Genomic DNA, 21,188 nt, shown 5'->3' on the forward strand with positions numbered 1-21,188 from the left:
TTTGATGGGAGCAGATCATGACACTGAGAGCAAGCGATCACAGCGAGGCGACGCTCTTCTCGCTGGAAGAACATGCCAGCCGCGGTACTGTCGTGCACATGCTTGGGCATTCCAATGCTTCTCATCGATATGAGAAGCCGGCGGCAAAGTCGTATTGGCTGGCTGTGGCCTGTGCCGAGCACGTGCGGCATGGGCGGAGAAATGGCTTCATGCAAGTCAACCACGGCAAGCAGGGGCCACTGAAGCGCGTCAAACCGGGCGACGGCGTGGTCTATTACTCCCCGTCGGTGGCCACGGGTGAAAAGGACGGTTTTCAGAGCTTCACGGCGATCGGATATGTCCGGGACGGCGAGCCCTATCAGGGTGAGATGATGTCGGGCAAGGCATATCGCCGCGACGTCGACTGGCTGGACACGCCTGAACAGCCCATCCGTCCTTTGCTGGACTGGCTGGATTTCACACAGGACAAGAATTGGGGCTACAAGCTGAGATTTGGCCTGGTTCCCTTCGGCCAATCCGATTTCGAATTCCTGCAGGAAATCATGACGAGCGAACTCGAGGAAGTGAGGCGCCGTCGCATGTCGGCGTGATGAAGCGAATGGCCAAGTACCGGCCTCGCACAGAGAACCTCCCAAGAAAAAGCCCCGGATTGGCGATCGATCCGGGGCTTTGCTATTCGACGGCGATGATGGGCTACTTATGCGCGCTCGGCCAAAGCAGACTCGCCCTTCTTCTCGCGCACGAGATTGACGAAGCGGCGGAAGAGGTAATGGCTGTCCTGCGGACCCGGAGAAGCTTCCGGGTGGTGCTGCACCGAGAAGACCGGCTTGCCCGAAACGCGCAGGCCGCAATTGCTGCCGTCGAAGAGGGAAATATGCGTCTCTTCAACGCCTTCCGGTAGGGTGTTCGAGTCGACTGCGAAGCCGTGGTTCATCGAGACGATCTCGACCTTGCCGGTCGTGTGGTCCTTGACGGGATGATTGGCGCCATGGTGACCCTGGTGCATTTTCGCGGTCTTGGCCCCGAGCGCGAGACCAAGCATCTGGTGACCGAGGCAGATGCCGAACAACGGTATTTCCGTCTTCAGCAGGTCCTTGATGACAGGCACGGCGTATTCGCCAGTTGCCGCCGGATCGCCCGGACCGTTTGACAGGAAGATTCCGTCCGGCTTCAGCGCCAGCACATCATCGGTGGATGCGGTTGCCGGCAGCACAGTGACTTTGCAGTCGAGGCCGGAGAACAAACGCAGGATATTGCGCTTGACGCCGTAATCGAGGCAGACCACGTGATACTTGGCATCATCGGCGCTCAGTTCGCCGTAGCCTTCGTTCCAGACCCAGGGCGTCTGCGACCATTGCGACGACTGGCCGGAGGAGGCGACCTTGGCGAGGTCGAGACCTTCCAGGCCGCTCCAGGCCTTGGCGTCCGCTTTCAACTGGTCGATATCGAAGACACCGTTCGGATCATGGGCGATGACGCCGTTCGGCATGCCGTTTTCGCGAATCCAGGCGGTCAGGGCGCGGGTGTCGATGCCGCACATGCCGATAATGCCGCGAGCCTTCAGCCACTGGTCAAGATGTTTTGCGGCGCGGTAGTTCGAAGGTTCGGTGATGTCGGCCTTGAAGATGACGCCGACGGCGCCGTGACGGGCGGCAGGTGTCAGATCCTCGATGTCTTCCTCGTTGGTGCCGACGTTGCCGATGTGGGGGAAGGTAAAGGTGACGATCTGGCCGAGATAGGAGGGGTCGGTCAGGATCTCCTCGTAACCAGTCAGCGCCGTGTTGAAGCAGACTTCGGCCTGGACCTTACCGGTCGCGCCGATGCCCTTGCCTTCGATCACGGTGCCGTCGGCGAGAACGAGCAGGGCACTCGGCTTTTCAGTTGTCCATGGGGCTGTCGCGGTCATTGTCATCCCGTTTCCGGCGTCGTGCGCGGCCTTGAAAAGACCGGGGGCTTCCGCCATGTTTGTCGCAGATTGCAGCCGGCGACGTCTGTCGCGGCTCGAGACCTTAATATCGATCTAATGTGCAGATGCTGGACATAGCCAAACAAGGCGTGCCGGTCAATGCGCCCTGTTCGTTTCCCGCTAAGGAATTCGCCAGCTTTCGATCGGTCGGACGCAATTGCAATGATCGCCGCTCATGGTCTATGAGACTGGCAACGCGAAATGAGAGGCTAGGTGATCGTCGCCGGCCTGCTTTGGGAGTTAAAAACATGATCCGCGAAACGCTTTCCAGTGCCCAGAAGGATGCCATGAGGGCCAAGGATGCAGCGAAGCTTTCGACCGTGCGCCTCATCCTCGCCGCGATCAAGGACAAGGACATCGCCAATCGCGGTCTCGGCAAGGAACAGGCGAGCGACGACGAGATCCTGCAGTTGCTGGCGAAGATGATCAAGCAGCGCGAAGAGTCGGTGAAGATCTACATCGATGGCGGCCGTCCGGAGCTGGCCGACAAGGAGCGCGAGGAAATTGCTGTCATCCAGGGCTTCATGCCTGAGCAGCTTTCCGACGAGAAGGTGCGCGAGATCTGCGTCGCGGCCGTGGCCGAGCTCGGTGCCCAGGGTTTGAAGGACATGGGCAAGTGCGTCGCCGCGCTGCGTGAGCGCTATGCCGGTCAGATGGATTTCGCCAAGGCCTCGGCGATCCTCAAAGAGCTGCTGAAGTAAGCCTCTGCCCGTCCATCGGCGCCGGCTCCGGCTGAGCGCCGAAGGTCTCTTCCCAGACCGCGCCCATGATGGCGAATTTTTCGGCCTGGTAATCCCAATATTCCTGAATGAAGCCACGCGAAAGCCAGAAGTGGCTTTTGCCCGGACTACCCGTCCAGCCCACGCTCCCCATAGATGATGCTTTGCTCATCAGCCGCTTTACATGCGTTCTGGAGATAAGAAATCGATCGCAGATCTCGCTGAATGAAATCGGGCCGATGTCCGTTCGTGCGGCCGTTGGATCGACCGTTCCGATACGCGAGATCAGGTAGTCCATCATTACGCCGCCGGAATTTGCCCAGGTGAAGAGATCGAAGGTCTCGCCGGGATGACGGACTTGATCGCTGGCAATGATTCTTGCTGCGATTGCCGGCTGTAGCGTCGCAACGATTTCCGGACGATCGACAAAAGTTACAGTCCGCCTGCCGTCATCCAGGCTATCGAGCACCATCAGATGGATATGGAACCATTTCGCGAAGTTTTCGACCGCCGTTTCGGTCGGCTCCATCGGCCGAACACGTTTATCGGATGAATCAGGCAGATAGCGCATATAGCGATAGGCGAGCATTTCCTGGATGAAACTTAGCGCCGTATTGTGGCTGGCGATCTCATGTTTGAGAACGTAATCGACAAAGCGCCGAGCATAGATGCCCGGTTGCTCTCCGTCGATTCCACCGTAGTACAGCGCAAAGCCCGCCTGTGCCATCAGCCAGCGTTGCTGCGAGGCAAAAATCGAGCTCATGCGGGGATTTTCAGCGTAGGCGGCAACCATCTCGCGCGAACAGCCGAGAACAATCGTGAAGAAACCAAGATCAGAAGCAAGTTCTTTTGCTGTAAACGACATGCAAAGGTTTCCGATGAACTGGGAAATTCATTGGCACGGCCAGAACAATTGTCAATTGAATTTACGGAAGGCTATGTATAATAAAATCTTCTAATATAACTGCAATGACATGACGTTAATAAACTTGATGAGCCGGTAGTAGCGGCTGAAGGCACTTTGTTTTGGATGCCTCGCTCCACATCTGCAAAAATTAAAGAAGGCAGGAGCTGGGGGTGCTCCTGCCTTCTTGCGCTTTGCAGCCGTTTGATGACGCAGGGTGGGGCCCAAAAATCAAACGTCTATTGCAAAGGCACCCAGGTGAGGCGGCGCCGGGGGTAGGGATGGTGCCTCACCTGGGTATGGGGTGAACTTTACCTGATAATCCTGACTTGCTGAGGCGCGCCTTGCGTCTCCAACCAGGACACCTGAACTTTAATGCCGGTCTTGAGGGCCGGAACTTTCATATCAACCGGCAATTGATAGCCGGCACCGGTATAAAGCACGTTCCTCGTGGCCGCAGGGGCTACACTGTCAGTCGTCATAGCCGAGCTATAGGTAGCTGTGGCGAAGAGGGCAGCGGCAGCAAAGGGTACGAGCAGAACGCGCATTTGATTTCTCCCAAACTGAAAACCTGTACCTTTGGTTTCCCGTCCGTCGGGGCGTCTAGGCATGTCGCGTCGCGAAGCATTTTGTTCGCCGGCTTGTCTCGTCCCGTGAGAAGAAAGCTATTGCGGCGCACACCAACAATCAAATTACAAAAAAATAATGTTTGGCTTACGAACCGTGCCGCAAATGCGCCACCAATGGACAAGACCGCGTGCCCTCCAGCCTTCGGCCAATGGTTGCGGCAGGCGCCATTGCACGCCCTTGCTCATTTTCCCTGATAGTCAGCAACTCTTTGCTTTTTAATCGCTTTTCCTGCACGGTGAAGCTGTGGCCGCGGGTGTCTGCAATGCACATACAGGCTGCAAAGAGCTTTTCGGATTTTGTTTGAGATGATGTCAAAAATGCTTTTTAGGAGGGCATGCGAACGTTAATTGCGCCGAGGTTCTCACGGAGTTGTGATCGGAAGGGTTGCGCTTCAACCAACAATGACGGGCTGTGAATAGCGGGCGTGTTGGAGGGGTTCTCGTGGCAATGCGCGCCATTCCTGCTTATATGGGGCGAGCCAGAGGTAGTCATGCGATTTTCCAATACGTTTCTCGATGAGATTCGCGACCGCGTCCCCATTTCGGACGTGATTGGTCGACGTGTGACCTGGGATCGGCGCAAGACCAATGTGCCGCGAGGTGATTACTGGGCCTGCTGCCCGTTTCATGGCGAAAAGTCGCCGAGCTTTCACTGCGAGGACCGCAAGGGCCGTTATCACTGCTTCGGTTGCGGCGTCACGGGCGATCATTTCCGTTTCCTGACTGATCTCGAGGGCCTCAGTTTTCCCGAGGCGGTGCAGCAGATCGCCGATATGGCGGGCGTTCCCATGCCGGTCGCCGATCCCATGGAAGCAAAGCGTGAAAAGGAACGCACATCGCTGCTCGATGTCATGGAGATGGCGACGCAGTTCTTTCAGGATCAGCTACAGACGGCAAACGGGGCGAGGGCGCGTGCATACCTTCGCGACCGAGGTCTGACGGGGCGCACCATCGAGACCTTCCGCCTTGGCTATTCGCCGGACAGCCGCAATGCGCTGAAAGAGTTTTTAGCCGGCAAAGGCGTATTGAAGGAGCAGATGGAAGCCTGTGGCCTAGTCGTGCACGAGAATGTGCCGGTCTCCTACGACCGCTTCCGTGACCGCATCATGTTCCCCATTCTATCTTCGCGCGAGAAGGTGATCGCCTTCGGCGGCCGCGCCATGTCATCAGACGCACCGGCCAAATATCTCAATTCCAATGAGACCGAGCTCTTTCACAAGGGCAATGTGCTCTACAATTTCACCCGCGCGCGCCGTGCAGCTCAGGGAAATGAAGGCGCGGGGACGATCATTGCCGTCGAAGGCTATATGGACGTCATCGCGCTGCATCAGGCCGGAGTCGAGAATGCGGTTGCGCCGCTCGGCACGGCGCTGACGGAAAACCAGCTAGAGCTCCTATGGAAGATGACGCCACAACCGGTGCTCTGCTTCGATGGCGACGGCGCCGGAATTCGCGCCGCCAATCGCGCGGCTGATTTGGCGTTGCCGCATATCAAGCCCGGCCGCACGGTCCGTTTCGCACTTTTGCCGGATGGGAAGGATCCGGACGATCTCGTGCGCCACGATGGCCGCATGCCTTTTGACAAGGTTATGGCGCAGGCAAAGCCGCTCGCGGAAATGATATGGACCCGCGAAGTCAACAACGGCACCTTCGATACGCCAGAGGCGCGCGCCGAGCTTGAGGCGCGGCTGAAGCAGATGGTTTCGGTTATATCAGACGAGAACGTCCGCCGGCACTATCAACAGGACATGCGCGATCGGCTGAACGGGCTGTTCCAGCCGCAGTTTCAGCGTAGCGGCAATCAGCAGGGACGCGGTTTTTCCCGCGACGGCAATGGCCGCAATTTCGGCGGTCGTGGTGGCCAGAGCAGGGATCGGCAGCCGGTCGCCGACATGAGAGCTTCGGATCGCTTGACGCGTTCGGGCATGATCAAGGGCCATCAAGACATTCCGGGCCTGCGCGAGAGCGTGCTGGCGGTGACCATCGTCAATCATCCGCTGTTGCTGCAGGACGAATATGATGAAATAGCCGCGATCGATTACGAGAGCCGCGAATTGCAGCGTCTGTGGTCCGCCATGCTCGGCGCTGCGGCGGCCACGGCCGGTCCGCAGCTCAGTCGCGAACGGCTGCTCGAGCAGTTGGAGGAGCAGGGTTTCGCGGCTTTGTTGAGGAGCCTCGACCAGCAGGTGCGCAACGCCCGCCTCTGGACGGCGACCGAGGAAGCCGCCACGGAAGATGCGCGCGAGGGTTATCGCCAGGCGCTTGCGCTTCACAAGCGTTCGAAGGCGTTGCGTTGGCACAAGATCGAGCTGGAACGCGCAATCGCGGAGGCAACGGAAGAGGGTGACGGTGACCTTATCGAGCAGTTGATGCGCGCTTTGCAGGAAGTGCAGCTTGAAGCCGTGCGGCTGGAAAACCAGGAAGCGATCATCGATGGTTTTGGCGTGCTGTCCGGCCGCATCAAGGGATCTGCGGGGAAATAAGGAATAGATGTCACAGCCAGATCGACAGGAGCCGCGGTTTTCCGCCGACAATGCGCTGTTCGGAAACCGTAGCTCCGGTGCCTCACCGCTCGATATCCTCAAGCGGGTCTATGGCTATTCCGCTTTTCGCGGCAAGCAGCAGGAGGTGGTCGAACATGTCGTTTCCGGCGGCGATGCGGTCGTGCTGTTTCCGACCGGCGCCGGCAAATCGCTATGTTTCCAGATTCCGGCGCTGTGCCGCGATGGGCTCGGCATTGTCGTCTCTCCACTGATTGCACTGATGCGCGATCAGGTCGAGGCGATGAAACAACTCGGTATCCGCGCGGCGGCACTGAATTCATCGTTGTCTCGCGAGGAGGCAGGCGATGTTTATCGCACCGTCTCCAGCGGGACGCTCGATCTGCTCTACGTCACACCCGAGCGCATCCTGACGGACGGCTTTCAGCAGATGATTGCCAAGGCGAAGATTGCGCTGTTCGCAATCGACGAGGCACATTGCGTCTCGCAATGGGGGCATGATTTCCGGCCGGAATACCGCGACCTCGGCAAGCTTGCAGAACTCTTTCCCGATGTGCCGCGCATCGCGTTGACGGCGACGGCCGATCCGCATACGCGCGATGATATCATCGAGCGGCTGGCGCTTGATAACGCAGAGGTTTTCACCACCAGCTTCGATCGGCCGAACATCACCTATGAGATCGTCGAGCGCGATCAGCCGCGCCAGCAATTGCTGCGTTTCCTCGATGGTCATCGTGGCGATAGCGGCATTGTCTATTGCCTGTCACGAGCCAAGGTCGAGGATACCGCGGAATGGTTGAACGGGCAGGGCATCCGCGCGCGTGCCTATCACGCCGGCATGGATCGGTCGGTCCGTGACGCCAATCAGGATGCCTTCTTGAAGGAAGAGGATCTCTGCCTGGTGGCGACGGTCGCCTTCGGCATGGGCATCGACAAGCCGAATGTGCGCTATGTCGCCCATCTCGATCTGCCCGGCTCCGTCGAAGCCTATTATCAGGAGACAGGCCGCGCAGGACGCGATGGCTTGCCGTCCGAAGTCTGGATGGCCTATGGCATGGCCGACGTCATCCAGCGGCGGCGGATGATCGACGAGGGCAATGCGGCGGAAGAGATCAAGCGTGTCGAGCGCGCCAAGCTCAACGCATTGCTTGCCATCTGCGAGACGGCCGGTTGTCGGCGGCAGGCGATCCTTGCGCATTTCGGCGAGGCGCATGGCCGTGGTTGCGGCAACTGCGACACCTGCCTGAAGCCTGTTGAGACTTGGGATGGGACGGAAGCGGCGATCAAGGCGCTTGCCGCCGTCTATCGCACGGGTGAGCGTTTCGGCACCGGCCACGTCATCGATGTGCTGATGGGGATGGTCAATGAGAAGACCGAGCGTTTCGGCCATGTGAACATGCCGGTTTTCGGGGCCGGCAAGGAAATTCCGGCTCGCACCTGGCAGTCGGTTTTCCGTCAACTGCTGGCGAGCGGCTTCGTCAGCATCGATCATACTGCTTTCGGTGCGATGAAGCTGGAGCCGGAGGCGCGGGCGGTTTTCAAGCGCGAGCGTCAGGTTTTCTTCCGTAAGGATAGGCCGGAGACAGGCCGGCGCGCGAAGAAGGCGGCTCGGATCGAGAAGCGGCAGTCAAGCCTGTCGGGCGAGGCGCAACCTCTATTCGAGGCTCTGAGAAGCGAGCGCGCCAGGATCGCCAAGGCGCTCGGCGTGCCACCCTATGTGGTGTTTCCGGATACGACCCTGATCGCCTTTGCGACTGAGCGTCCGACGAGCCGCGAAGCGCTCCTAGGCATTTCCGGTGTCGGGCAGGCGAAGCTGGAACGTTACGGGGACGCGTTCCTGAAGGCGATAGAAAATTTCACCAATCGGTGACATTTTCTCCCCGGGTGTATTCACATCCTGACGGTCATGCCGCCGTCGACAGTCAGCACATGACCGTTGACAAAGGAGGCGGCGTCGCTGGCGAGAAACAGCGCCGCGCCAGCGATCTCGTCCGGGCGTCCCCAGCGCTGGACCGGAATGCGCTGGCGCACGAAGGGCATAAGCTCTTCGTTCGCCGCCATAGCGGCGTTCGTTTCCGTAGCGAACCAGCCCGGCGCAATGGCATTGCTTGTGATGCCGTGCGGGCCGAATTCCACGGCCATGCCACGCATAAGGCCGGTCAACCCCAGTTTGGCCGCGGGGTAGACGCAGTCGCCGGGCATAGCGACATGGCCGCTGATCGAGGTGACCGAAATCAGTCGCCCGTGATTGTGCCGCTTCATCAGACGGGCTGCGTCGCGGGAGAGCATGATCGAGGCAGCCAGATCCGTGTTGAGGAGATCGAGGATCGCTTCGTCGTCGAAGTCGGCCAGCGGGCGCCTGTCGCGAGCGCCTACATTGTTGATCAGTATGTCGAGGCGGCCATGGTTTCTTTCGATATCCGCCATCGTGGCCCGCTGTGCTTCTCGGTCGGCGATGTCGAAAGCGGCAGCTTCCGCGGTGCCGCCCGCCGCGCGAATGGCTTCCAAGGCATTGTCAAGCGTCGCAGCCGTGCGTCCATTGATGATGACATGCGCTCCAGCGTCGGCAAGCGCCTGTGCCATCTCGAATCCCAGACCACGTCCGCCTCCGGTAACGAGCGCGACCCGGCCCTTCAGCGAAAATCTATGGAATATGCTCATGGCTCTTTCATCTCACAATCAACAGCCTAGACCTACAGACAGATAGTGGACTCAGTCAAATAATTTTTTCAATATTTGCAATGTGGAACGAAGCCGAAAACCCGGCATTTGCTTCGTCAGTTCGACGGCTGATGTCGAGGCCATCGCGGTCATATCGCACTGACGTCACGGCTCGGTGCTTTTTTGACGCTGCTGGATGCAGCAGGAAGCCGAATCCTGTGTTATTTCTCGGCTTGCCTCCGTCAACGACCAGCATCGGAATGTGACGATGACATCTGCTTTCTTAACCCATTTGCGTACTGAACTTGCCGGTCTGAAAGAGGCCGGCCTCTATAAATCCGAGCGTGTCATCACCTCGAAACAGGCGGGCGAGATCGCCGTGGCTGGCGGCGAGAGGGTGCTGAATTTCTGCGCCAACAACTATCTCGGGCTCGCTGACAATGAGGAACTGGCCGAGGCTGCGAAGAAGGCGCTCGATCGCTATGGCTACGGCATGGCCTCGGTGCGCTTCATCTGCGGCACGCAGGAGGAGCATAAGCAGCTCGAGGCGCGGATTTCGGCCTTTCTCGGCATGGAGGACACCATCCTCTATTCCTCCTGCTTCGACGCCAATGGCGGATTGTTCGAGACGTTGCTGTCGGAAGAGGATGCAATCATCTCCGACGCGCTGAACCACGCCTCGATCATCGACGGCGTGCGCCTTTCCAAGGCGAAGCGCTTCCGCTACGCCAACAACGACATGGCGGCCCTGGAGGAGGAGTTGAAGAAGGCCGAGGGCAGCCGTTTTAAGCTCATCGCCACCGACGGCGTTTTCTCCATGGATGGCATCATCGCCAATCTTGAGGGCGTCTGCGATCTCGCCGAAAAATATGGCGCCATGGTCATGGTCGATGACAGCCATGCCGTCGGCTTTGTCGGCGATCATGGCCGCGGCTCGCCGGAATATTGCGGCGTCGAGGGCAGGGTCGATATCATTACCGGTACGCTCGGCAAGGCGCTCGGCGGTGCATCGGGAGGCTACACCTCCGCGAAAGCCGAGATCGTTGAATGGTTGCGGCAGCGATCGCGCCCCTATCTCTTCTCCAATACACTGGCTCCGGTCATCGCAGCCGCTTCACTGAAAGTCTTCGACCTGATCGAAAACGGCGATGATCTGCGCGAGCGGCTTTGTGGTAATGCGGAGTTCTTCCGCAGCGAAATGACCAAGCTCGGTTTCGCGCTGGCGGGCGCCGATCATCCGATCATCCCTGTTATGCTCGGCGATGCCAAGCTGGCGCAGGAGATGGCGGCGCTGATGCTGAAAAAGGGCGTTTACGTCATCGGCTTCTCCTTTCCGGTCGTGCCGAAGGGGCAGGCGCGCATCCGCACGCAGATGTCGGCGGCTCACTCACGCGCCGATGTCGAGCGCGCGATCGCCGCTTTCGCCGAGGCAGGACGTGAACTCGGAATCATTTGAATCGGATGGAGACGACTGCTCATGTCGAACATGATGAAGGCGCTGGTCAAATCGAAGCCTGAAGTCGGGCTGTGGATGGAGCATGTCCCGGTTCCCGAGGTCGGGCCGAACGATGTGTTGATTCGGGTCAAGAAGTCGGCGATCTGTGGAACGGATGTCCATATTTGGAACTGGGACCAGTGGGCGCAAAAGACCATCCCGGTGCCGATGGTCGTCGGTCATGAATTCTGCGGCGAGATTGCCGAGGTCGGTTCGGCGGTCACAAAATATCATGTCGGCGAGCGCGTCTCCGGCGAGGGACACATCGTCTGCGGCAAGTGCCGCAACTGCAGGGCGGGCAGGGGGCATCTCTGCCGCAATACGCTCGGCGTCGGGGTCAACCGTCCCGGTTCCTTCGGCGAATTCGTCTGCATACCGGAATCCAACGTCGTGCAAATCCCCGATGATATCCCGGACGAAGTGGCGGCGATCTTCGATCCCTTCGGCAATGCGGTGCACACTGCGCTTTCCTTCGATCTGGTGGGCGAGGACGTGCTGGTCACCGGCGCCGGACCGATCGGGATCATGGGCGCCATGGTCGCCAAGCGTTCCGGCGCGCGCAAGGTGGTCATTACCGATATCAATCCGAATCGCCTGGCGCTCGCCCGCAAGCTCGGCATCGAATATGTCGTCGACGCCTCGAAGGAAAATCTTGCCGATGTGATGAAGTCTATCGGCATGACCGAAGGTTTCGATGTCGGTCTGGAAATGTCGGGCGCTGCACCCGCTTTCCGCGACATGATCGACAAGATGAACAATGGCGGCAAGATCGCCATTCTCGGCATTGCGCCGGCCGGCTTCGAGATCGACTGGAACAAGGTCATTTTCAAAATGCTGAACCTGAAGGGCATCTACGGCCGCGAGATGTTCGAAACCTGGTACAAGATGATCGCCTTCGTCCAGGGTGGCCTCGACGTCTCGCCGGTCATTACCCACCGCATCGGCATCGATGAATTCCGCGAAGGTTTCGAAGCGATGCGCTCCGGTAACTCCGGGAAGGTGGTTATGGACTGGATTTGACCCGATTTGCGGCTTGATCTGGTCATCAAGCCGAGGAAATTCAGGCGGTTTCACAAACCTGCTCTTGTCATCGCGCGGGGACTTCCTAAATACGCAAAGCAATTGTTTGTGGCGTGCTGAGCCTGTGGATAAGGCTTTTTCACGATTTTAAGGGGCTTTTTTGCTGGAAAAGCTTGACGAAAGCAAAAATTGTAGGAATCACCGTTTGTCTTCGGAAAAAACGGTGAACTGGATCAGGCGGATCACATATACCATGGCCGGAAATCCAAACGCAATCCAGCTTTGCTGTCCGGTGCCGGTGATCGTGGTTAATCAGGCATTAAAGGTCATTCCGTTAGGTGTTTGTCGGTGATTCGGGGCTGGCGTGAGGCGCGCCGGGCCAGCGCGGCCATTCACCGCGTATAAGTTTTAAGCGTCAGGGAAAGCGACGATATAGAGATGGCAACCAAGGTCAAAGAGAACGAAGAAGCTGAAGTCGAACGCGACGGCGCCTCCGATGGCCCGCTTCTCGATCTTTCCGACGACGCGGTCAAGAAGATGATCAAGGCCGCGAAGAAGCGCGGCTACGTGACGATGGACGAGCTTAACGCCGTTCTGCCGTCCGAAGAAGTGACGTCCGAGCAGATCGAAGATACGATGGCTATGCTCTCTGATATGGGCATCAACGTCATTGAAGACGAGGATGTCGAAGAGGCGGGCGCAGCAACCAGCGGCGGCGACGACGACGATTCCAGCGGTGACGACGATGGAGAAGGCGGCGAACTCGCGCCTTCCGGCGGCTCGGCGCTTGCAACTGCCAAGAAGAAAGAGCCGACTGACCGCACCGACGATCCGGTGCGCATGTATCTGCGCGAAATGGGTTCGGTCGAACTGCTGTCGCGCGAAGGCGAAATCGCGATTGCAAAGCGCATCGAGGCCGGCCGCGAGACCATGATCGGTGGTCTCTGTGAGAGCCCGTTGACGTTCCAGGCGCTTATTATCTGGCGCGACGAACTCAACGAAGGCACGACGCTGCTGCGCGAGATCATCGATCTCGAGACCACCTATTCCGGTCCCGAGGCCAAGGCTGCGCCGCAGTTCCAGAGCCCGGAAAAGATAGAGGCCGATCGCAAGGCTGCTGAAGAGAAGGAAAAGGCCCGCCGCGGCCGTTCCTCCGGCGATGATGATATCACCGATGTCGGCGGCGAAGGCTTGCCGATCGAGGAGGAGGAAGAGGACGAGGACGAATCCAGCCTCTCGCTCGCCGCGATGGAAGCCGAGCTTCGCCCGCAGGTCATGCTGACCCTCGACACGATCGCCGAGACCTACAAGAAGCTGCGCAAACTGCAGGACCAGCAGGTCGAGCAGCGTCTGTCGGCTTCCGGCACGTTGTCGTCGGCGCAGGAGCGCCGCTACAAGGAGCTGAAGGACGAGCTGGTCAAGTCCGTCAAGTCGCTGTCGTTGAACCAGAACCGCATCGACGCTCTGGTCGAGCAGCTCTATGACATCAACAAGCGTCTCGTGCAGAACGAAGGCCGGCTGCTCCGTCTTGCCGAATCCTACGGCGTCAAGCGCGACTCGTTCCTGGAGCAGTATCAGGGCGCCGAGCTCGATCCGAACTGGATGAAGTCGATCGGCAATCTCGCTGCTCGCGGCTGGAAGGAATTCGCCAAGAGCGAAAACACCACGATCCGCGACATCCGCCAGGAAATTCAGAACCTTGCGACCGAAACCGGGATCTCGATTTCGGAATTCCGCCGCATCGTGCATATGGTGCAAAAGGGCGAGCGCGAAGCGCGCATCGCCAAGAAGGAAATGGTCGAAGCGAATCTTCGCCTGGTCATCTCTATCGCCAAGAAATACACGAACCGCGGCCTGCAGTTCCTTGATCTTATTCAGGAAGGCAACATCGGTCTGATGAAGGCGGTCGATAAGTTCGAATATCGGCGCGGCTACAAGTTCTCGACCTACGCCACCTGGTGGATCCGGCAGGCGATCACCCGTTCGATCGCCGACCAGGCCCGCACGATCCGCATTCCGGTGCACATGATCGAGACGATCAACAAGATCGTCCGTACCTCGCGCCAGATGCTGCATGAAATCGGTCGCGAGCCGACACCGGAAGAATTGGCTGAAAAGCTTGCCATGCCGCTGGAAAAAGTGCGCAAGGTGCTGAAGATTGCCAAGGAGCCGATCTCGCTCGAAACACCGGTTGGTGACGAAGAAGATTCGCATCTTGGCGATTTCATCGAGGATAAGAACGCACTGCTGCCGATCGACGCCGCCATTCAGGCGAACCTGCGCGAGACGACCACGCGGGTGCTTGCTTCGCTGACGCCGCGCGAGGAACGCGTGCTGCGCATGCGCTTCGGCATCGGCATGAACACCGATCATACGCTCGAAGAGGTCGGCCAGCAGTTCTCGGTTACCCGCGAACGTATCCGCCAGATCGAAGCCAAGGCGCTGCGCAAGCTGAAGCATCCGAGCCGCAGCCGCAAGCTGCGTTCGTTCCTCGATAGCTGAGCGGTTCGCTCCGTCAGAAAATCGAACCCGGTTCGCGAAAGCGAGCCGGGTTTTTGTTTGTCAGATACGCCTGCACTGCCGGCTTCCGGACAAGTTCTTCTAAATGCGCAACGTTGTGTGTTACTGTTTTGGCAAGGGTCTTCCTCCCAAACTTGCCTGGGATCACGCAGGATTGTTTTCCCGGCATCGTGGAGCTGTGATCAGACAAACAGTCTGCAATTTCCCGGCTGCCTCTTTCTCGCCTTGATGTTTAACACCATATGTCGGGAATCTAGGCGTCGTCTGTTGTCGTTTGTTCGGTAAGGTTTGCATGAAATTGTTGAGCGCTTCTCCGTCTGCCCTGTGTCGTCAGCCTTGCGGCCGCTGACCGATGGAGCGCGTCGCCGAACAGCGGGAACCGGATAAGCGTGGATGGGGACTGATCCCTTCCATCCTGCTGCATATCCTGTTTTTCGCAGCGCTTTTCCTGCTGCCGGTGGTGGCTGTGCCGATTCCGCAGCCTGAAGACAGCATCAATGTCGAGATGGTGCCGCAGCCCAAGGAGCAGGCGCAGAACGCTGCGACGCCGACCGATCGATCCGGCCGCGTGCCGACGCCGACGCCAAAACCTGATGAGAAGGACCCTTCGAAGGATCCTAAGGCCGCGTCCACCGACAAGACAGAGGGCGAACAGACCGCCGACAAGCTGAGCGACGAGAGCAAGACAAAGACTGAGAAGGCTCCCGATCCCAATGCGCAAGACCAGAACGCGAAATCGCAGGAGCAGACGCAGGCGGACAAGCCTACCGATGTAAAGGCCGATCAGCCGGCGCCGACTACGGAGCAGGCTGACGCGCAGTCGCAGCCGGGTGACACACCGTCGCCGACGCCGGCCGATAGTCAGACGAAGCCTCAAGACCAGGCGCAAGCGCAGCAGCAAGACCAGACGCCACCTAGCCCCGATCCGGCGACACAGGCTCAGCAGCAGGCCCAAACACCGCCTGCCGACTCGAATACCCAGGCGCAACAGCAAAGCGCGGATCAATCGACGCCCGATGCTCCGACCGAGCAGCCGAACGTTACGCCGTCTACCGAGCCTCCGGCACAGCAGACGCCAGCCGAGCAGGCCGCGGCAGATGCCAGCGCGCAGTCGCAGTCAGATACAACGCCGCCCGCGACCGATGCCGATGCCCAATCCCAGCAACAGGTACAGGCAGGAAAGGCAGCGCAGACCGATGCGCAGGCGGATGCGGCCCGGCCAAATGCCGCAGCGTCCGCGACCGATCCCAATTCCAGTGAGCCTGGGTCGACGCCGACGCCGGAAGAGCTGGCGACGGACCAGCCGTCCGACACCCAGATTGCCGAACCGGATAAGCCTTCGACGGACACAGCAGGCACACAGGCGGAACAAAAGGACGGTGCGGCATCCGATCTCGCAACGGCCCAGGAAGGGCAGTCAGACCCGAAGGCGCAACAGCAGCAGGCCGCAGCCGATCCCAAGGTCGCGCCGGATGTCGCCGTTCCGACAACCGGTGGAGCACAGCCACAGCAACAATCGCAGGACCCATCGTCTGGCGCCCCCAGCGACCCAACGGCTGGAACCACCTTCGTTCCTGAGCCTCAACCTCGACCGCAGCAGCAAGCGTCGGTAACGGACGGTGCCCCAGAGGCGTCGAAATCCGATCCGTCGCAGACCCAACAGAAGACTGGAGGCGGCCAGCAGGGCAAGTTCATCCAGGCCAAGCGTTTCTACTCCGGTACGGAGATGGCACGCATGTCGAAGGACGAATTGGACGCCTGGAAAAAGCTGCCGCGGCTCGATCGTGTTAGGCAGCTTTGCGCTAGCGAGCAAAAGCTGCAGTTCGGCCATGAACTTCGGGCAGTTGGTTTTTATAACTCGCTGATTACACCGAACATGATATCGGAAGTTGGCACCTACGGCGATGGCGTTGGAGTTCAAACGCCCAAAGGATGGCAACAGGTCCAATTCAAATGCCAGGTTGATGACGATGCCTTGAAGGTTGTCGCTTTCTCCTATGCCGTTAAAGGTCGCATCCCCGCCAGTCGGCTGGAGAAACTGGGCGTTCCCAGCAATTGATGGGCAACAACTGCCTCACCACCTTGAAACAATAGTTTATTTCCCCGCGTGATCGAAATTTGGCCTATTTCATCATACAATTGCTCGCAAGCGCTTGATTCAATTTCCCTCCCTTCGCATTGCACAATTCCGATGTCATCGATCACAGCCGATTCCAACTCCGTGGCCGCCGGTCATTCCACGCTTCGTGGTGTCCTCGTGGCATTTGCATCCTATGCCGTTTTCGCGTTCAGTGACGCGTCGATCAAGATATTGCACGGGACGCTGCCGGCCTACCAAGTGGCCTTTATCGGCTCGCTGTTCGGCTTCGCGGCGATCCCCTTTTTGAAGGCGCGCGGAGATGTCTGGCTGGACGTCATCAAGACGAGGAACCGGCCGTTGTGGATGCTGCGTTTCGCCTGTGGCGCCATCAGCGCCATCTGCTCGATCGTGGCTTTTACCGAGCTGCCGATGGCGGAGGCTTTCGCGCTGTTGTTCTTACTACCATCCTTTGTCACCATCCTGTCCGTTGTCTTTCTCAAGGAGGATGTGCGCTGGCAGCGTTGGACAGCGGTGATCCTCGGTTTCATCGGCGTGCTCATCGTATTGAGGCCAGGCTTTCGCGAGCTTTCGATCGGTCATCTATGTGCTGCAATTGGCGGTCTAAGCGGGGCAGTCTCGATCGTCATCAATCGCGCGCTTGGCTCGAAGGAGAAGCGTATCTCGCTCTATGGTGCGGCGTTGTTCGGTACGCTCATCGTCAGCGGTTTGCTAATGCTGCCCGAGATGATGTGGCCGACAGCGTGGCAATGGATATTCCTCGCGAGCTACGGCCTTCTCGGCGCCGTCGGCACCGTTTTGCTGATGAACGCCGCGCATTTGGCGCCGGCCAACCTCGTCGCGCCGCCGCAATACAGCCAAATGATTTGGGCGATCGGTTTCGGCTATTTGCTGTTTAACGACAGTATCGATCTGCCGATGGCACTCGGCATTGTCCTTATCGTGTTTTCCGGCCTACTTACGCTGGCACGCGAGCGCAAGCGCGGTACACCCTTGCCGGCGGCCGTTGTTGCGGCGGACACTCGGGCCGCGCTGGCGACAGCGCAACAGGCGAATGCCGATGCACCGGATCGGTAGTGCGCGTAGGTTGTGACCGCATCATCTCCTCACCCGAATGAATGGGGATTAGGTTTATTGTCGCTGCAGGGTGACAAGCCTATGGTTTTTCTTGGGGCGATTGCATTTGCGGGAGGGGACATCGAACCGGGGCGGCGGCGCGTAACCAGAAAATCCAGGTGGATTTTCGACGGCTTACGTGTGGGTCAAACCGTTACTGCGTCTTCAGAGGAGGTGTGAGATGACTACGTATATCGTTCTGATCAATTGGACCGAACAGGGGATACGCAACGTAAAAGAGTCGCCACGGCGGCTGGATGCTGCCAAGAAGCAGTTGGGAGAGATGGGCGGTTCGTTCAAGCAATTTTTCCTGACCATGGGTGAGTATGACATGGTCGCTGTTTGCGAGGCGCCCGATGATGCGGTGGTTGCCCGTTTCTCTCTGACGCTCGGGATGGGTGGCAACGTGCGTACGCGTACATTGAAAGCTTTTCCAGAGGCCGCTTATCGCGAAATCATCGCCTCCTTGGGATAGTGCGGGGATGATCTTGCCACTTTGAAAGTGGTAACCCGGCCAGCGGAGGCTGACCGGGTTGGAGGGGAAACGTGGCCGCGAACGATATTACAGCGATTTAGCAGCGTTCAGCTTTGCCACGAAAGCGTCCCCGAAAGCATCCGATGAGAAGGGCTGCTGGCCGCTCACCACTTCGCGATCCTCGACGACATTGACCTGCCAGGCGCCGATACGATCGACATGGGCGCCGGCTTGGGCCAGCGCGTCCGCGGCATAGAACTGGACCGAACCGCCGAGCTGATTGCCTTGGCCCTCGATCGCGTGCTCCTCACCCGACGAGAACACCGTCAGCCGATAGCCGGCATAGGGCCAGCCGGCGGCAAGTTTGGCGGTTGCGTTGAAATCGCCGGCAACCATCGCTTTACGGAAGGCGACGGGATCGGCGAGCGTCGACAGCAGCGCCGTCGGGCCATGGCAGATAATGCCTGTGGGGCGGCCGGAGGTATGGAAACTTGTCAGGATCTTGCCGAGCGTTTCATCCTGCGACAAGTCCTGCATCGGCGCATGGCCGCCGGGAATGAAGATGCCGACATAGTCGCTTGTGCCCTCAGCCAAGATTGCGGCCAGTGTTTTCGGGTGATGCAGCTCCTTGATCCCTTCGACATATTTCACGGCGTCCGCACGTGCTGCCTCGTTGCCACCATAGAACATCTTGTCATTCGAGACCGGATCAAAGCTGGGATCGTCACCCTTCGGATCGGCAAAGACCGGCGTATAACCGGCATCGACGATCTTACGAAGGGGAATTTCCAATTCATCGAGGTAGTAGCCGGTATGGTAGCTCTTGCCGTCGCGGAGTTCGAGCTGGTGGGCGCTGGACAGAATGACCAGCACCTTGCCGTGTTCCTGCGCGAAAGCGGTCACCGGCAGGGTAACCGCAGACAGAAGCAAGGCAGTGGAAAGAGCAAGTTTTTTCAGTGCATTAGGCATAAGCGGGTCCTTTCCCGTGTTGGCGCAGGTTCCCGGGAGCAGGTGATCCTCAGAAATGAAACTCTGCGCGAAATTAAATGGCATGCAGTATTCGTCGCGCGCCGTTTCGGCGCGGCGTGGGGCAGCGAGATCCAAAATTAGGTGATGTTGTCTGGGCGTTTAGTCGCCGGAAATATCCAGCAGGACCTTGCCACCGCGTTTGGCGTGCACGATGGCATCCTTGATGGCTGTCAGCGGATAGGTTGCCGCGACCGGCACATGCAGTTTTCCGGCGGTGACAAGGTTTGCCGATTGCTGGATCAAGGCTGGAAACTTGGCGGCGTATTGCTCGTGACCCAGGAAGAAGCTCCTGATCGTCAGCGCCTTGTAAATCAGGTCGCCGGGATTGAGCGCAATAGGCGCGCCGCTCATGGCACCGTAGCTGACAAGCATGCCGCCGTGGGAAAGAATGGCGCCTAGCATGGCTGTGGCCGGCCCGCTCAGGCAATCAAGGGCGAGAGCTATCTCGGCATTGTCGATTGACGCTTTGGCGCGCTCGACGATATCAGGCCCGTCAACCAAAACGACATCACCGCCTGCGGCTTTCAATTCCGCCACCAGCTCTTCGCGACGAACGATATTGACGGTCTTCAGGCCGCGCTCTTGCGCATAAGCGATTACCGATCGGCCGACGCCGGAATTGGCTGCACTTTGGACGATCCAGTCGCCGGGCTTCAGCGTTCTGAATTCGCTTAGCAGCAGGGCAGCAGTCACCGGGTTGACCGCGAGCATTGCCAATTGCTTCAGGTCGGCATGCTGTGGCAGGGCGGCCAGGCTTTTGGCGGGGATGACCAGACGCTCACGCCACAGGAAGCTTGACAGCGGTGGCACAACCCGATCCCCAATTTTGACATTGGTCACGCCATCGCCGACGGCGAGCACGATGCCAACGCCCTCGTTGCCAATGACGCTCGGCAGGGTGGGGCGCAGCGCATAATAGCCCATGGCGAGCAGCAGATCGGCCGGGTTGATCGGCGAGAATTCGACGCCGATGAGAACCTCGCCCGGCCCCGGTGCCGACGGCTCGGGAAGATTGACGAGTTCCAGGTTTTCGGCGGGATCGCCATAGGCATTCAGATGGATGGCAAGCATCTTACATTCCTCAACTCAAATTTTGGGTCGCCCGCCACGCTCGGCCGGCTCCCCGTTCAGATGATGTTTTAAATGTGACCGGTCACTTTGAAATGTCAAACGAAAAATTTGTATCCTTGAATGAGACCGCTAAAACCCAGGGAGGGGAAGCGGGCAAGTGAGGGGTAGTTTGTCGGTTGAAGCGGAAGGCGGCCTTATTTCAGCAATGCGCCAAAGCAGATGGTAAAGAATTCGTCCAGCGGCTGTCGATTTCGAACGACGCGCAAGCGAATAACCGCGCCTTCCCAACTATTTACCAGAAAGCGTGCCAACAGGTCGGCATCCTGCCGCGGGTCGATTTCGCCGGCCGCCTGAGCGCTGCGCAATACAGAAGCGATAGCGTCGGTCCAGCGTGTCAAGGCATCGAACAGGGCTTCGCGTATCGCGGGATAGGTATCTGCCATCTCCGTCGCGAAATTGCCAATCATGCAGCCGCGATTGAAGTCCCATCCCTCCAGCCTGTCGGCCAAGAACTCGAAATGCTGCCGTAATCGCTGGAGGGGTGGTTTGGTTTCATCGAATAGAAGATCGCCGCGACCGACCTCCTCGTATCGCGCCAACACCTCGAGTGCCAATGCCTCCTTCGTCTTGAAATGATTGAAGAAAGAGCCTTTCGGCACACCGGCGGCTTCGGTGATGTCCTGAATGGAGGAGCCTTGAAACCCCTGAGAAAAAAGGGTCTCATATCCGGCATCCACCAATTTTCCGCGCACGCTGGGTCTGGGCATGACAATATATCCTAATAGAAGCTGCACTCAAATTTATATGACCGGTCACTTTAACACAAGCCAATCGATTCGGCGACTTTCCGATGCCGTCAATTTACCGCAAATGGCGCGGAGGAAACCCTAAGGTTCGGCATCACAAGGTCAGGCCGGCCATTGCGCGTATCGCTTGCCAGCCATGTCATCTCGTTGCTTGACCTTCGTTCGGTTTTGACAAACC

17 protein-coding genes are annotated in these 21,188 nt (G+C 58.8%); 10 read left to right on the forward strand and 7 right to left on the reverse strand.

All coding sequences use genetic code 11. The features are described from left to right. Positions 1 to 17: 17 nt before the first annotated feature. On the forward strand, positions 18 to 590 hold the full coding sequence (locus FHT86_RS02525) for an EVE domain-containing protein (protein ID WP_133705298.1): 573 nt from the start codon (positions 18 to 20) through the stop codon (positions 588 to 590). A 107-nt stretch (positions 591 to 697) separates the two neighbouring features. Here FHT86_RS02525 and carA read toward each other — a convergent pair whose 3' ends face one another. After that, positions 698 to 1,906, reverse strand: a complete 1,209-nt coding sequence (gene carA, locus FHT86_RS02530; protein ID WP_133705299.1) for a glutamine-hydrolyzing carbamoyl-phosphate synthase small subunit — start codon at positions 1,904 to 1,906, stop codon at positions 698 to 700. Between the two features lie 308 nt (positions 1,907 to 2,214). Here carA and FHT86_RS02535 point away from each other — a divergent pair, with 308 nt between their 5' ends. Next, positions 2,215 to 2,667, forward strand: coding sequence for a GatB/YqeY domain-containing protein (locus FHT86_RS02535; protein WP_133705300.1), 453 nt, complete (start codon positions 2,215 to 2,217; stop codon positions 2,665 to 2,667). Here the strand turns inward: FHT86_RS02535 and FHT86_RS02540 are convergent. Both FHT86_RS02540 and FHT86_RS02545 read right to left on the reverse strand, forming a co-directional pair. Continuing rightward, positions 2,648 to 3,550 (reverse strand): hypothetical protein, encoded by a 903-nt coding sequence (locus tag FHT86_RS02540; RefSeq protein WP_133705301.1) that lies wholly within the window; start codon positions 3,548 to 3,550, stop codon positions 2,648 to 2,650. The genes FHT86_RS02535 and FHT86_RS02540 overlap by 20 nt on opposite strands. Positions 3,551 to 3,900: 350 nt before the next feature. Further along, on the reverse strand, positions 3,901 to 4,137 hold the full coding sequence (locus FHT86_RS02545) for a hypothetical protein (RefSeq protein WP_133705302.1): 237 nt from the start codon (positions 4,135 to 4,137) through the stop codon (positions 3,901 to 3,903). A gap of 572 nt (positions 4,138 to 4,709) precedes the next feature. Here FHT86_RS02545 and dnaG point away from each other — a divergent pair. Both dnaG and recQ read left to right on the forward strand, forming a co-directional pair. Next, entirely contained in the window at positions 4,710 to 6,701 is a 1,992-nt protein-coding gene (dnaG, locus tag FHT86_RS02550) for a DNA primase (protein WP_133705303.1), read from the forward strand. 7 nt (positions 6,702 to 6,708) lie between these two features. Next, positions 6,709 to 8,589: a DNA helicase RecQ gene (gene recQ, locus FHT86_RS02555; RefSeq protein WP_133705304.1), complete on the forward strand. Its 1,881-nt coding sequence runs from the start codon at positions 6,709 to 6,711 to the stop codon at positions 8,587 to 8,589. A 20-nt stretch (positions 8,590 to 8,609) separates the two neighbouring features. Here recQ and FHT86_RS02560 read toward each other — a convergent pair whose 3' ends face one another. Next, positions 8,610 to 9,380: an SDR family oxidoreductase gene (locus FHT86_RS02560; protein WP_133705305.1), complete on the reverse strand. Its 771-nt coding sequence runs from the start codon at positions 9,378 to 9,380 to the stop codon at positions 8,610 to 8,612. A 268-nt stretch (positions 9,381 to 9,648) separates the two neighbouring features. Between FHT86_RS02560 and FHT86_RS02565 the strand changes: the two genes are divergently transcribed. The 6 genes from FHT86_RS02565 to FHT86_RS02590 all read left to right on the forward strand — a co-directional run bounded on the left by FHT86_RS02565 (position 9,649) and on the right by FHT86_RS02590 (position 18,104). Continuing rightward, the gene (locus tag FHT86_RS02565; RefSeq protein ID WP_133705306.1) at positions 9,649 to 10,836 is read left to right on the forward strand and encodes a glycine C-acetyltransferase; all 1,188 of its coding nucleotides are present in this window, start codon (positions 9,649 to 9,651) and stop codon (positions 10,834 to 10,836) included. A 21-nt stretch (positions 10,837 to 10,857) separates the two neighbouring features. Then, on the forward strand, positions 10,858 to 11,895 hold the full coding sequence (gene tdh, locus FHT86_RS02570) for an L-threonine 3-dehydrogenase (protein ID WP_133705307.1): 1,038 nt from the start codon (positions 10,858 to 10,860) through the stop codon (positions 11,893 to 11,895). A gap of 438 nt (positions 11,896 to 12,333) precedes the next feature. Continuing rightward, a complete protein-coding gene (gene rpoD / locus FHT86_RS02575) occupies positions 12,334 to 14,397 on the forward strand; it encodes an RNA polymerase sigma factor RpoD (RefSeq protein WP_133705308.1) in 2,064 nt (687 codons plus the stop codon). Positions 14,398 to 14,767: 370 nt separating this feature from the next. Then, complete coding sequence (locus FHT86_RS02580) at positions 14,768 to 16,474, forward strand: DUF930 domain-containing protein (protein ID WP_133705309.1); 1,707 nt, start codon at positions 14,768 to 14,770, stop codon at positions 16,472 to 16,474. Between the two features lie 132 nt (positions 16,475 to 16,606). Beyond that, positions 16,607 to 17,590 carry a DMT family transporter gene (locus tag FHT86_RS02585; protein ID WP_133705310.1) on the forward strand — a complete coding sequence of 328 codons (984 nt, stop codon included), beginning with the start codon at positions 16,607 to 16,609 and terminating at the stop codon, positions 17,588 to 17,590. Between the two features lie 220 nt (positions 17,591 to 17,810). Then, complete coding sequence (locus FHT86_RS02590) at positions 17,811 to 18,104, forward strand: GYD domain-containing protein (protein ID WP_133705311.1); 294 nt, start codon at positions 17,811 to 17,813, stop codon at positions 18,102 to 18,104. A gap of 87 nt (positions 18,105 to 18,191) precedes the next feature. Here the strand turns inward: FHT86_RS02590 and FHT86_RS02595 are convergent, their stop codons facing one another. The 3 genes from FHT86_RS02595 to FHT86_RS02605 form a co-directional block, all read right to left on the reverse strand. Next, positions 18,192 to 19,073, reverse strand: coding sequence for a type 1 glutamine amidotransferase domain-containing protein (locus FHT86_RS02595; RefSeq protein ID WP_133705312.1), 882 nt, complete (start codon positions 19,071 to 19,073; stop codon positions 18,192 to 18,194). A 159-nt stretch (positions 19,074 to 19,232) separates the two neighbouring features. Beyond that, entirely contained in the window at positions 19,233 to 20,204 is a 972-nt protein-coding gene (locus FHT86_RS02600; RefSeq protein ID WP_133705313.1) for a zinc-dependent alcohol dehydrogenase family protein, read from the reverse strand. A 194-nt stretch (positions 20,205 to 20,398) separates the two neighbouring features. Beyond that, positions 20,399 to 20,971, reverse strand: coding sequence for a TetR/AcrR family transcriptional regulator (locus tag FHT86_RS02605; protein ID WP_133705314.1), 573 nt, complete (start codon positions 20,969 to 20,971; stop codon positions 20,399 to 20,401). Positions 20,972 to 21,188: the final 217 nt, after the last annotated feature.

This window comes from Rhizobium sp. BK313, from assembly GCF_014193655.1.
Classification (GTDB): domain Bacteria; phylum Pseudomonadota; class Alphaproteobacteria; order Rhizobiales; family Rhizobiaceae; genus Rhizobium.

What these genes read in the sequence shown, in the direction of transcription:
- FHT86_RS02585 (WP_133705310.1), top strand. Translation starts at nt 16,607, where the DNA reads ATGTCATCGATCACAGCCGATTCCAACTCCGTGGCCGCCGGTCATTCC.
- FHT86_RS02600 (WP_133705313.1), bottom strand. Translation starts at nt 20,204, where the DNA reads ATGCTTGCCATCCATCTGAATGCCTATGGCGATCCCGCCGAAAACCTG.
- recQ (WP_133705304.1), top strand. Translation starts at nt 6,709, where the DNA reads ATGTCACAGCCAGATCGACAGGAGCCGCGGTTTTCCGCCGACAATGCG.
- FHT86_RS02580 (WP_133705309.1), top strand. Translation starts at nt 14,768, where the DNA reads ATGGAGCGCGTCGCCGAACAGCGGGAACCGGATAAGCGTGGATGGGGA.
- FHT86_RS02560 (WP_133705305.1), bottom strand. Translation starts at nt 9,380, where the DNA reads ATGAGCATATTCCATAGATTTTCGCTGAAGGGCCGGGTCGCGCTCGTT.
- FHT86_RS02605 (WP_133705314.1), bottom strand. Translation starts at nt 20,971, where the DNA reads ATGCCCAGACCCAGCGTGCGCGGAAAATTGGTGGATGCCGGATATGAG.
- carA (WP_133705299.1), bottom strand. Translation starts at nt 1,906, where the DNA reads ATGACCGCGACAGCCCCATGGACAACTGAAAAGCCGAGTGCCCTGCTC.
- FHT86_RS02540 (WP_133705301.1), bottom strand. Translation starts at nt 3,550, where the DNA reads ATGTCGTTTACAGCAAAAGAACTTGCTTCTGATCTTGGTTTCTTCACG.
- rpoD (WP_133705308.1), top strand. Translation starts at nt 12,334, where the DNA reads ATGGCAACCAAGGTCAAAGAGAACGAAGAAGCTGAAGTCGAACGCGAC.
- FHT86_RS02590 (WP_133705311.1), top strand. Translation starts at nt 17,811, where the DNA reads ATGACTACGTATATCGTTCTGATCAATTGGACCGAACAGGGGATACGC.
- FHT86_RS02565 (WP_133705306.1), top strand. Translation starts at nt 9,649, where the DNA reads ATGACATCTGCTTTCTTAACCCATTTGCGTACTGAACTTGCCGGTCTG.
- FHT86_RS02545 (WP_133705302.1), bottom strand. Translation starts at nt 4,137, where the DNA reads ATGCGCGTTCTGCTCGTACCCTTTGCTGCCGCTGCCCTCTTCGCCACA.
- FHT86_RS02595 (WP_133705312.1), bottom strand. Translation starts at nt 19,073, where the DNA reads ATGCCTAATGCACTGAAAAAACTTGCTCTTTCCACTGCCTTGCTTCTG.
- tdh (WP_133705307.1), top strand. Translation starts at nt 10,858, where the DNA reads ATGTCGAACATGATGAAGGCGCTGGTCAAATCGAAGCCTGAAGTCGGG.
- FHT86_RS02525 (WP_133705298.1), top strand. Translation starts at nt 18, where the DNA reads ATGACACTGAGAGCAAGCGATCACAGCGAGGCGACGCTCTTCTCGCTG.
- dnaG (WP_133705303.1), top strand. Translation starts at nt 4,710, where the DNA reads ATGCGATTTTCCAATACGTTTCTCGATGAGATTCGCGACCGCGTCCCC.
- FHT86_RS02535 (WP_133705300.1), top strand. Translation starts at nt 2,215, where the DNA reads ATGATCCGCGAAACGCTTTCCAGTGCCCAGAAGGATGCCATGAGGGCC.